At 57.1% G+C, this 11,618-nt stretch carries 8 protein-coding genes and 1 tRNA gene; 7 read left to right on the top strand and 2 right to left on the bottom strand.

Annotation, left to right across the window (positions count from 1 at the left end):
• Positions 1–26: 26 nt before the first annotated feature.
• From ACGHU1_RS01970 to ACGHU1_RS01945, 6 genes are all read left to right on the top strand, one after another.
• Positions 27–1,196, top strand: coding sequence for a reverse transcriptase family protein (locus ACGHU1_RS01970; protein WP_390582873.1), 1,170 nt, complete (start codon positions 27–29; stop codon positions 1,194–1,196).
• Between the two features lie 90 nt (positions 1,197–1,286).
• The gene (locus ACGHU1_RS01965; protein WP_390582871.1) at positions 1,287–3,053 is read left to right on the top strand and encodes an AAA family ATPase; all 1,767 of its coding nucleotides are present in this window, start codon (positions 1,287–1,289) and stop codon (positions 3,051–3,053) included.
• Positions 3,053–4,570 carry an ATP-dependent helicase gene (locus tag ACGHU1_RS01960; RefSeq protein WP_390582870.1) on the top strand — a complete coding sequence of 506 codons (1,518 nt, stop codon included), beginning with the start codon at positions 3,053–3,055 and terminating at the stop codon, positions 4,568–4,570. Before ACGHU1_RS01965 ends, ACGHU1_RS01960 begins: the two co-directional genes overlap by 1 nt.
• An 82-nt stretch (positions 4,571–4,652) precedes the next feature.
• Positions 4,653–4,958, top strand: coding sequence for a hypothetical protein (locus tag ACGHU1_RS01955; protein ID WP_390582868.1), 306 nt, complete (start codon positions 4,653–4,655; stop codon positions 4,956–4,958).
• A gap of 161 nt (positions 4,959–5,119) precedes the next feature.
• Positions 5,120–5,968, top strand: coding sequence for a hypothetical protein (locus ACGHU1_RS01950; RefSeq protein ID WP_390582866.1), 849 nt, complete (start codon positions 5,120–5,122; stop codon positions 5,966–5,968).
• Between the two features lie 192 nt (positions 5,969–6,160).
• A complete protein-coding gene (locus ACGHU1_RS01945) occupies positions 6,161–8,104 on the top strand; it encodes a hypothetical protein (protein WP_390582864.1) in 1,944 nt (647 codons plus the stop codon).
• A 40-nt stretch (positions 8,105–8,144) separates the two neighbouring features.
• On the opposite strand, the gene ACGHU1_RS01940 is transcribed toward ACGHU1_RS01945, so the two are convergent.
• On the bottom strand, positions 8,145–10,271 hold the full coding sequence (locus ACGHU1_RS01940; protein WP_390582862.1) for a hypothetical protein: 2,127 nt from the start codon (positions 10,269–10,271) through the stop codon (positions 8,145–8,147).
• Positions 10,272–10,308: 37 nt separating this feature from the next.
• Positions 10,309–10,385, bottom strand: a tRNA-Pro gene (locus tag ACGHU1_RS01935).
• A gap of 242 nt (positions 10,386–10,627) precedes the next feature.
• Here ACGHU1_RS01935 and thyA point away from each other — a divergent pair.
• A complete protein-coding gene (thyA, locus tag ACGHU1_RS01930) occupies positions 10,628–11,590 on the top strand; it encodes a thymidylate synthase (protein ID WP_390582861.1) in 963 nt (320 codons plus the stop codon).
• The last annotated feature ends 28 nt before the right edge of the window (positions 11,591–11,618 follow it).

Genomic DNA, 11,618 nt, shown 5'->3' with positions numbered 1-11,618 from the left:
CCACCCACCTCGGTGGGTCGAAGTAGATGTCAACGCCGAGTCCTCAACGCTATCGCTCTGTTGGTCAGCGGCAAGGTGTCGCGGTCAACACAATCGATAACGCACTCGCGGCATTCGCGAGAATCAAGGAAGTCGATCCGCGTATAACTCCAGTGCTTACGCTTCGTCATTTTGCGGAGCTGACTGGTCTACCCTATCTATTCCTTCGGCGTAGCGTTGCCCGAAACGCACGCGCGGGATACCGTTTCGTTCATCTTCGTAAGCGGATCCCTGGAAGATCGACTACGCGGATGATCTCGATTCCTCCTCCCAGCCTTGCTTCGGCTCAGCGCTGGCTGGTGGACAATGTCCTTCGATTTGTTGATCCCCACCCGACGAGCTTCGCCTTTCACCCAGATTCCTCACCGGTTTTGGCTGCGGAGCAGCATCCCAATACCGAATGGCTATTGAAGGTGGATATCGAGGACTTCTTTCACTCGATCAGCGAAGGACAGGTTTCACGAATATTCGCCAGCCTCGGATTTTCAAAGCTTCTTGCGTTCGAGTTTGCGCGACTTTGCACTGTTGCCATTGATAGGGGGGACGGTCGAAATCCCGAGCCCCACCCCGGACCTATCGAGTATTATCAGAGCAAATTTGAAGGAATGCTTCCGCAGGGCGCTCCATCAAGCCCGATGTTGGCAAATCTTGCTATGCGCTCATTGGACGAAATTCTAGCCACCTCCGCGGAGTCCACAGGATTTCGTTATTCGCGCTATGCGGATGACCTCGCCTTCTCGACTGACAAGAAACGAACTCTTGAAGAGATGCACCGCTTGAGACGCGAAATATGTCGCATTTTGAACGATGCAGGGTTTCGCCCCAATCTTCGCAAAACTGTTATTCGCGGACCGGGAACTCGAAGGATTGTGCTCGGCCTATTGGTCGATGGACCGGCTCCCCGTTTGTCCCGGTCCTACAAGGACAATATACGTCTTCATCTCCACTATCTGACCTCCCCGGAGCATGGGCCGGCGAAACACGCTATGGCTCGTAAGACGGGAATCTCTAGTATTTATCACCATGTGCGAGGATTGATCGCATGGGCAGTGCAGGTGGAGCCGGCGTTTGGTAAAGCCGCACTCGACCAGTTTCAATCGGCCAAGTGGCCACTCATTCAGCCACGGGGGTTTCTAAACGACGATCGAGATCTATGACGACCGTCGTTAGATCGTGCCGAACCTTTCATTGTGAATTTGTACTTCTCTGCGCTGGACCAATCTTCCGGGCATCCGTAGCTTCCTATCATGCCCAACGAAGCCCAAACTTGCATTGAGGAAGCGCCCTATATCCGCCTCCTATCGATAAAGCGTTTCAGGTCTATCGAAGACCTGACTTGGCGTCCAGAAAAGGGAGTAAATGTTCTCTTGGGGGGAGGGGACGTTGGCAAAACGACAATCCTCGAGGCCATCGCGCTTCTGCTAAATCCGACAAATGCCAATGCTCTTTCAGACGCCGACTATTGGCAGCGGCGGCATGAGGACGGCTTCGAGATATCGGCGGTTATGACGTTGCCCTTTTCATGTGGGATCCTCGAGCAGCGCAAATCAGTTTGGCCTTGGGAGTGGGACGGGGAAAAGGCCAAGCTCCCCGAACTTGAGCCGGAGGAAGGGGAGCCATCGGATCCCGTATTCTGCGTGCGGGTCCACGGCACGCCGGAATTCGATCTCCAGCATGAAATCCATCAGCCGGACGATAGCTTCGATCACTTTCCCGTCTCTGTCCGCCGAAAAATCGGCGTTGTTCGGCTAACTGGAGATGATCGCAATGACCGTGATCTTCGCATGCTACAAGGATCTGCACTGGACCGGCTTCTGAGCGACCGGACTTTGCGGTCGCGTATTGCAGACAAATTGGGCGAAACCGACGTAAATGCAGAGCTCAACGATGAAGCCAAGGAAGCCCTAGGCAAACTGGACCAGCGCTTTGAGTCTAGACTGCTGCCGAATTCACTCGGACTTGGTCTAGTTGGCGGCCCGGGTTTTTCTCTCAATGCGTTGATCGGTCTCATGGCCAACCGTGAGGGCACTAGGTTGCCGCTTTCGAGTTGGGGGGCCGGAACGCGTAGGCTTGCTGCCTATGAAATTGCGGCTCTACACCAGGTCGATCAACCTATCATTGTAGTTGACGAAATCGAGCGTGGGCTCGAGTCATATCGTCAGCGCATTCTCATGGAAGAGCTGATTGAGAACCCCTCTCAAGTATTCGTGACGACCCATAGTGCGCCGGCAGTTAATGCCGCAGTCGGCGCAGCACTCTGGTATGTTGACGCTGACGGGAACGTGGGGCGCTTGCCGAAGACAGTGACAGCGCATCAAAAGCGTGATCCCGAGACCTTTCTCGCTCGTATCGCGGTAATCGCTGAAGGCGCGACTGAGGTCGGCTTTGTAACCAACCTGCTTGCCCGGTCGCTTGGAGAAGACATACGCCGATACGGTATCTGGGTAAGTGATGGGGGTAGCAATTCCGAGGCGCTGAAGGTCCTTCAGGGACTGGCGGCCAGCGGGCTCGCCGTGGCGGGGTTTGCGGACAACGAGGGGACGCAGTCGGGGCTCTGGCAACAAGTCAAGGATCAACTCGGTGACTTGCTGATGCGGTGGCCAAATGGCTGCCTCGAAACCAACATCATTCCCCACCTTGCCGACCACCAGCTTGAAGCTTTCATTACGGATCCAGAAGGTGATGCTGGAGAACGGCTACGGACAATGGCTGACCGACTGGAGCTCGTCGACAAGTCCTTTACCGCTATTCAAGCAGCGGCCGACGATATCCGTCAGTTAATGATGGATGCTGCTTGCGGTTCTGCTCCGACCGATCCGAATGCGCCTGACGATCAGAAGAAGATCTGGAAAAAGCACGGGCAAAGATGGTTCAAATCGACGCGCGGCGGTGAAGAGCTGGCGGACAAGCTGTTAGCCTTTGGGTTGTGGCCCCAGCTAGCGCCACAGCTTCTTCCTTTCGTCAATGCGGTGCGTGGCGCTGTTGGGCAGGATGATGTGGAGGCGATAAGCTAGTGAGCGACGAAACGGTCGCAGAAGCTTTGCGTTCAACCGCGCGCTTGGTAGTTGTTGAAGCGCCTGGCGGCTGCGGCAAAACATATCAGGGCGCTCAATATGCCCGCGATGTTGCGCCGACGATCGGATCAGGGCGCCTCCTTATCGTAACGCACACCAACGCGGCATGCGATGTCTTCGCCGAACGGACAAAGGGTCTCGGGAATGGCGTGGAGATCCGAACGATTGACGGTCTGATTACTGAAATCGCTGGCGCATACCATCAGTGCTTAGGCCTGCCGGCCGATGTTGGCGCTTGGGCACGTAACGAAATCAACGGCTATGATGATCTTGCCAATCGAACGGCGCTGCTACTTACCCGCCGTCCGATGATTGCTACCTGTCTCGCGCGTCGCTACCCGATAATGATCTGCGATGAGCATCAAGATGCCTGCGCAAGCCGACATGCCGTTATAATGTGCATGCACGAAGCTGGCTCCATGTTACGTGTGTTCGCGGATCCCATGCAGATGATTTTTGCAGGATCCGCAGCAGATGCGGCGGCGGCTAAACAACGATGGGATGAACTCAAAGCGGGCGCCGAACGGTTGGAGGAACTTGATACGCCGCACCGTTGGACAGAGGCGCAGCCTGCACTTGGAGAATGGATTCTAAATGCAAGAGCGGTGCTTCGCGATGGCGGAGAAATCGACCTCTCCAGTGATCTGCCAACCGGCCTAAGCGTCCACTACGCTTCTAATACTTCGCCACAAAATATGGGCTTCAGGATCGCGGGCAATCTCAGTCAACCGATCTATGCGTGTGCGAACGCGGACAGTGTTCTTGTGCTTACAGGGCATCGGAAGCGCGTGACCGCGATACGAGCCTTCCTTAATCGCCGACTGCCGATCTGGGAGGGGCACGTGCGTGATAGCATGGCCAGCCTAATCGCTCACTGTAAGGCCAACGGGGGCAATCCGGGAGAGCTTGCGCAAGGCATGGTCACCTTCATGGGCAATGTGGGGTCAGGGTTTTCACCTTCTGCCTTTGGCAATCGTTTCATCGCAGAGGCACAGGACGGGTGCAGCAAAGCGTGCACCGGAAAGCCGCATCACCTTCAGTCAATGGCGCGCCACATTGTTGAAACACCGGACCATCGCGGCGTTGCTGATGCGCTCAAGCATCTGAGGCAACTCATTGCCAGTGAGAACAGCTTTGCGAGCATAAGGATAGATTACGCCCGTGAATTTGGTGAGGCGATCCAGCTCGGGCGATATGAAAACGCCGATGTCGGGTTTGCCGAAATCGCGAACCGCCGGAGTCATGCTCGCCCGAAATTACCGTCGAAAGCAATCAGCACGATCCACAAAGCCAAAGGTTTAGAATTCGACAGTGTGCTTCTGATGCCGTGTGATAAGGCGAATTTTGGCAATACGATGTCTGCGCGGTCAAAACTGTATGTCGCGCTAAGTCGAGCGACTACATCGCTGACGCTTGTCTTGTCGAAGGAAGATCCGAGCCCACTTTTTAAGCTATAGAAACGCTACTCTAAGGAGTGACCAGCGTATACGGATCCTGTTCGAGTTTGGTCTTAAAGCAAACAGGGGCTATAATAGTCGGATGACGGCTACGGCGGACAAGGCTAAACGGCAAGGCGTAGGGCCGAGACGACGCCAGGCGGCACTGGTCGCTCTGGGCGAGTTGCTTGCGGCAGTCGCGGACGTGCTGGAAGGACAGGCAATCCTTCGCCGCCGCGGACCGATCCGCTTGCGCCGCCTTATATCCGTACTTCTGACCTTCGTCGTGGTGGTGAAGAAGGACGCCGTGCGCTTCCTAGCTGTTGCCATCCAGCATTTGCGGAGGTCACTTGGCAGCCTCCAGTTGCGGAACCTTTATCATCCTCCGCAGGGCTGGGCTGCCCCCTAATCATCCCTGCCGGCTGTAACGTGCGCTCGCCTTTGGCGGGCGCGATCCAATGTATGTGCAGCTAGCGGGACCTGGAAAATTGCTATTGGGTAGCAGACTTCGCAGATCTCGCGGGTCTCGCACCTCTCGCAGGTTTCGCAGCTCGCCGATCGCGAGTGCGGATGATGAAGAAGAGTAAGAATTGGGTCCGTCAGGAGGACCTGGACGAGAAGCTCGACGGGTTTGTCGAGGAGATGGGCGGTATTCCGCCGGGAATGAAACCGAACGAAATCGCGGACCGCCTCGGGTTGACCGCGAATGGCGAATTCTACCGGAAATTCAGGGACTGGAAGCGCCGGCGCGATGCCGAAGCAGATCTCCCTGCTCTTGAGATACCGGAAGAGGCCCGGATTGAATTAGAGAGCGTGCTCGCGGAAACCCACGACCTTGTAATGGATCAATTCGTCCGGGTCGTTCGCTCCGTCGCCGGGGACATTGACCGCACGGCTACCCTTCGCGTGAGAGCTGCGGAGCGGCGCGCCGCCGATTGTGAAGCTGATACGGAAAACGTCCTCGAACGCTGGAACGAGACTGAGAGAGATCTCGAAGTCGCACGGGAACGCGCGCTTTCAGCTGAACGAGAAGCCGAGAAACTCCGGCGGGAAGTTGATCGTCTTCGCGGCCAGCTTGATGAACGGGCACGGCAGCTCGCAGAAGCTCGGGCGGATGCGGCATCTGGAAATATAAAGGGGCGGAAAGGAGACGTCGGAGAGAGCGATTCTGGCAAGCCACGTTCGGGTATGGAAGGTGGGAGCCTGGCGAGACCTCCTGCCCATCCGGCCGAGGTCGGTGAAGAGGTGTCGAGCGCCAGCGAGCCGTCCTCCAGCGAACCGGAAAAATGCGGGCCTTCCGGTTCCGCAAAGTCGTCGAGCAATGAGGATGATGGCCATCAGGTCCATCAAGCCGAATTGTCGCTCGATAGCGCGAGCCTCCCTGGCAAATGGGAGGCTCGCGATGGCGAAAACGACTGACCGGTTCGCCCCGCGCCATGATCGTAATGGTCATGGCGCGGCTACGCCTTTCCCGCGGCAGGGGAAGGCACGGTCCGAAGGACCGTCGGGGGTCCAGGGGTGCTCCCCTGGCACGCGTTTTTTCCCGGTGGGAAAAAAGCATAGCGTGTTCTGCTTTTTCTGCGAGACCGCCTCTGCTGCTGGGAGGGGCCGATGAAAAAGAGCCCCAACGCCGGCCTCTCGGGCGCGGTACGTGTACAGCAATTGAAGCTCTCTGATCTCACTATGGCGGAGAAGCATGGCAAGCGGATGGACGCAACTTCGAGGGCCCGCCGTACCTCTCGGGATGCTCCCCTATCTACCACGGGGCTCAACCTGCAGAAGCTACACCGATACCACCTGAAAGATACGTTCGTCCCCAAAGCCAAGTCGAAGGCGATGCACGTCATCATCCAGTTTCCGAAGGATCTCGTGGATGGTGAAAAACCAGCGCTTATGCTGAGGCATGCGCGGGCATTCGTCGAAGATGTATTCGGACCGGACGCCATATTCGCGGACCGCGTTGATCGGGACGAAAAGGGCCGCCACATTGTCGATATCTTTATCGCGCCCAAATATATGAAAATCACCAAGCACCAGCAGAAAATTGCTGTCACAATGAGCCGCCATCTCAAGGCGCTTGCGGTAAAACACGACCGACCGACCACCCCGCGAGGGACAGGTCATGCTCTTCAGGATGCTCTGTTCGCCTATTTCCGAGATGTCATGAAGTTGCCGGGTGTGCAGCGCGGTTCGCCAAAGACAATTGCAGGGCCTGACTGGCTGAGCGCCGAGCAACTTCGTGAACAGGAGTTGCAGGAGCAACGCAGCGAACTGCAACGGGAGCGTTCCGAATTGGAGCGAAGTGCGCGAAGCGTCGCGGAGCAGGAAAAACAAGCAGCCTCGGCGTCAGAAGAGACTGAGGAGAAAAGGCGGGCTGCACGGGAAGATCGGGATCTAGCAAAGGCGGAACTCGAAAAGGCCAAGCGGGACGCCGACACGCGTCGGCGCGAGGCCGATGCAGAACGGGAACGTCAAGCTGAGGCCGATCGCATGGCTCGCACAGAAATGGAACTGCAGCAGGCGGAGCTTCTTGTGTCGGCGGCAAACGCAAATAGCGAAGCCGTGGCAGAACGGGACCGTGCGAAGAAACTTGCTGAGCAATTGGAATCGGAGAAACGGGAGATATCAAACGCCAAGGCTGAAATCGCAGCTACGGTGGCGGCGGGCAACCTTGAGCGTGAAGAGGGACGCCAGTCTCGTGAAGAAGCGAAGCAGATCAAGAGAGAGGCGTTGCAGGAACGCGAAAACGCCGCAGCGCGCATTCTGCTGGACCAGAATCAGCTGGCTCTGTTGGAGCGAGCCTCTGATGACGAGCAGGGTCTGAACCTGCGAGCCAATGGCCAAGCGTTCACAATGAACGAGAGCGAGATGACTTCGGAGGAAAGGAAGGCGTATACCAGCCCGTGGTCGAAAATCCTTCACAATATGGCGCTCAAATTGGCGGCCATCCTTGACAGGGTTCGCGAGATGACGCGCCAGGTGCGTGCACGCGAAGAGGTCGCGGAGAAACGGATAGCGGAAGCTCAGCAACGCGAGCATGATGCAGAGAAGCAGGCGCTGGATAGCCTTGCGAGTGCGCGTAAGGCGTTGGCTGATGAAACATCCGCAATGAAGCTGGAAAAGGCATCGCATCGCGCGAAGACTGAAGCACTTCGTGGACGCGAGAGTGCGATTGCCGCGATTGCCGACACCGCGCAGTTATGGTCGCAGGTAACGCAGCAATTGGTCTCGTCACCTCATAGGTTTGACGTTTCCTCGTCAGGCGCGCTTGCATTGACCAACGCGGGCCGAAAGGAAGCCCCAGCATTGGAGGCCATCTTGATGAAGGAGCCTCCTGATTGGGTGAGAACCATTGCCAAACAGCAGCGCGAATTGAGCATCGCTACGGCAAGAGCGGCAACGAGGGACGTCGAGGCAAAGCAGAACGCAATCCGGCTGAAGGAGCTTATAGCGAAGGCTGGCCCGGTTCTCTCACCAAAGCAGGAGGCGTTCAAAGTGGAGGCGAACACAGCGCTCAGACAGCTGGGCATACCGCCGACAGGGATCGAACGCTGACCCTAGTCTCTGTGGCAGCTTTGTTCGATGGGGAGTGAGGCTAGGCCTTCGGCGTCTTGCAAACCCCAGCGTCCGAGCGGATACGGCGGTGGCGGCCAGACCCAACCCTCGAACGGACCTCTATTGGCAGCATGCGAATAGGCGAGGGATCGAGGTGGAGGGTGATCTCTGGGACATAACGCTGGATGAATTCGAGCCGTTCTTTCAGCACGATCTCAAGCCCTTCGGTCTTGATTCGTTTCGAGTAGTGCTTGGCGTTCGTGCCGGTCCGCGCGTGCCCCATAATGTCGGCCCGCATGATTTCGTTGACCCCGTCTACCTCATAGAATGAGGAGCCGAGCGCGCGGATGGAATGGATATCAGGTCCTTTGCCCTTATCATTCACTTCCACCTCCATCCGGTCGGTGATCCACTGGACCATATACCGCCAGGCGCGATCGTAGAACTGGGCACCGCCGCGCTTGCTTTCGAAGAGGTAAAGTTCGGGGAAGAGCGCAGTGTGGCCTTCAGCACGGACCGCGGCCACGTAATCGAGAAATCCAAGACGGAGAATCTCGTCATGAAGCGGGATCTTGCGTCGACGCGCGATCCGCTTTTCGCCGGCCTTTTCGCCGTCCCTGCCGCGTGTGAGGTTTTCGCGGATAGAGAGATGGGGAACCGGGTGGTCAGCGAATACGTCGGCGACCTCGAGTCCGCAAATCTCTTCGCGACAGGCGTGAGTGTAATACCAGATCAGCGGGGCCCAGTAAGCCGCATCATGCCAAACCTGCGGGCTAAGGCTGTCGGTTTTCAAGCGGTTCTTGCCGGCTCCACCGCCTTGATACAGAGGGGAGCGGAAGAGACATTCCAGTTCCTCTTTCTTCCACGGCGGCCGCAGCTCGGCATCTTCGCGTTCTTGGATTGTGACGGTTGCGCTCGCGAAATCCATGATCAGCGCATTGTGGATGCGCGGCTTCCATGACGTGAGGGCCAAGTGCTTGGCAACCGTGCTCATTGTGCTGAGGTCACGATTGACCGTCTTCAAGTTCCTTGCGTTGGCTGGAGTGATGGGGTCGATTTCGCTGATCACTTCCTCGAACGGCCTGGACATTGCGCCCTTGGACGGGCTCCCGAACCGAAAGGTTGTGGGGAGCCGTTTCAACCCGTTCTTGAATCGGGCAACGTCACGATGGTCATACGATCCTAGTTCGCGGTCGCCGGTGATCCAGGCGAAGGACTGCATGATCCGCCGCTGCTGCTTCAGGTCGCCTTTCCAGATTTTGTCCTGTTTGAGCTCAGATAGGACGTCCTCGATGATCTCGCTAAAATGCCGTTTGTCGTAAATCGCAAACTGACATTCCTGCGACGTTGGAGCCGTTTCGGGTGGTGCGACGGCCGCGTTCGTGGCTTGCCCGCTGATCTTCTTTATGAGCGCGGTGACGTCCGCGGACGGTGCGCCAAGATCAGCGGTAAGCGTGTGCAGCGGATTTGGCGACGCAAGAACGTCTTCGTCGAACATTCGCTGGACAAGAGAAGACGCCGTGGCTCCCGCTCGGATCATGTGCGTTCGTGCCGAAGCAACGTTTGCCTCGTTCTCCTCGATGCCCATGGCGTTCAGCACAGCGATAATATCGCGGCTATCGAGTGAATTTTTGATCATCTCGACGTAGCTTTCGATGGTCGAGATGCTCGGCCCCAGTCCTCTGCGGACTAGCTCGGCGTGGACCTCCTCGGTCATGCCGTATCGACTGTCGGGATGACGCAAGAACCTGAATGCCTCACCGTATTCTTTTGCAAAATCCGTCACGGACGAAGACCAGGACTCGTCTTCATAACCGGCCGAAAGGTAGGCCTGAAGCTCCGCTTCAAGCTTATGGCGGAAAATCGCCTCGATCTCGTCTCCGGTTAGTTTGCGTTCAAAGCCCAAAATTTTGTTCACATCCGATTTCACGACCACGAAGCGCGCCGAGAGGATCGCGACGCGCTCACGCGCAGCTGCCGGATCGGCCGTCTGCAACGCTAGGGTTAGCGGTTTGGAGATAATATTTCGGAAATGAATTCGGCGGCGGAACGAATAGCGGCCTTCGATCCGGATCGTGAAGGGTATGCGGCTCATCGATAACGACCTTCCCGCATGTGCTCCCGCTATGTGTGTTGGGCGTGTGACCAACACGGGGCGGAAACCCATGCTAAAAGGCGGAAATCTGCGGCTTAGCGCGCTAAAATGGTCGGGAAGAGAGGATTCGAACCTCCGGCCCCCGCCTCCCGAAGACGGTGCTCTACCAGGCTGAGCTACTTCCCGACTCGTTACCGCATAGCCGCTGGCCACGCGGGGTAGGAGCGCGCGTATAAGTGTGGACGGTGAGGGTGACAAGCTAGTAGATTTGATCCTCAAACCTGCTAGGACTTTCTCGATTATCCACAGCTGTCCACAAGATGTCCAATTGCTCACCACAGCCTGTCCACTCGCCATTAACCGACTAGTCCGCGTCCAAAAATTGTAACGCATTGTAGCTGACTGCCACAATTCTCTAGACGACTTGCATGCCTACTCAACTGCACTTTTTTGATCCAGAGGTGGTCAATCCAAACCATCCAGAGCACCATTACCTTAGGCTGATGCGCAAGGTTTGGGAGCAGGGTGACGAACGTGTTGATCGTACGGGCATCGGTACACGCTCAGTTTTTGGTGCTCAGTTGCGTTTCAAGTTGACAGGCGGCGCAATGCCGCTGCTCACGACAAAGCGGGTTTACTGGAAGACCGCGACGCGAGAGATGCTGTGGTTCCTGACGGGGGAGACGAATATTCGCCCGCTGGTGCTGCAAGGCGTGAAGATCTGGAATGAATGGCCGCACGCACGCTATGTGAAGGAAAGCGGAGAGGACATCAGCCTCGACACATTCGTCCAGCGGATCGCCGATGACGAAGATTTTGCGAAACGCTGGGGCGATCTTGGCCCGGTTTACGGCAAGCAATGGGTGGATTGGCCGACTTACCGGTATCGCAAGGACGGTCTCTATGAGCGCGGCGAGGGGATCAATCAGGTTGCCGAGGTCGTCGAAAGCCTGCGCACCAATCCCGGCAGTCGCCGCCACATTATCGAAGGGTGGAATGTTGCCGAGCTGGACCGGATGGCGCTGCCGCCGTGTCACAAGACCTATCAGTTCCATGTGGCTGAAAACCGCCTCAACTGTATGCTTTACCAGCGCAGCTGCGATGTGGCGCTGGGCCTGCCGTTCAACCTGTGGTCGGCGGCGCTGCTCCAGCGCATGATCGCGCAGCAGACCGGGCTGGAGCCGGGCGAGCTGGTGTGGATGGGCGGGGACGTGCACCTCTATCTAAACCACGAACATCTGATCGATGAACAGCTGTCGCGCCAGCCATCAGGGCACCCGACGCTGGAAATCACCAGAAAGCCCGAAACAATTTTCGATTACAAAATTGATGATTTTCTGGTGCAAGATTACGCGCCGCAGCCCCCTATCAAGGCTCCTGTTGCGGTGTGATCCGCACCGCTTGACCGCGCAATTTGCC

Origin of the sequence: Erythrobacter sp. MTPC3, assembly GCF_042854385.1 — a bacterium.
Taxonomy (GTDB): domain Bacteria; phylum Pseudomonadota; class Alphaproteobacteria; order Sphingomonadales; family Sphingomonadaceae; genus Erythrobacter.
This window is presented reverse-complemented; position numbering and strand designations above follow the sequence as displayed.

Coding starts and splice junctions, on each gene's coding strand:
- ACGHU1_RS01955 (WP_390582868.1), top strand. CDS start 4,653: ATGACGGCTACGGCGGACAAGGCTAAACGGCAAGGCGTAGGGCCGAGA.
- ACGHU1_RS01950 (WP_390582866.1), top strand. CDS start 5,120: ATGATGAAGAAGAGTAAGAATTGGGTCCGTCAGGAGGACCTGGACGAG.
- ACGHU1_RS01940 (WP_390582862.1), bottom strand. CDS start 10,271: ATGGGTTTCCGCCCCGTGTTGGTCACACGCCCAACACACATAGCGGGA.
- ACGHU1_RS01945 (WP_390582864.1), top strand. CDS start 6,161: ATGAAAAAGAGCCCCAACGCCGGCCTCTCGGGCGCGGTACGTGTACAG.
- ACGHU1_RS01965 (WP_390582871.1), top strand. CDS start 1,287: ATGCCCAACGAAGCCCAAACTTGCATTGAGGAAGCGCCCTATATCCGC.
- thyA (WP_390582861.1), top strand. CDS start 10,628: ATGCCTACTCAACTGCACTTTTTTGATCCAGAGGTGGTCAATCCAAAC.
- ACGHU1_RS01970 (WP_390582873.1), top strand. CDS start 27: ATGTCAACGCCGAGTCCTCAACGCTATCGCTCTGTTGGTCAGCGGCAA.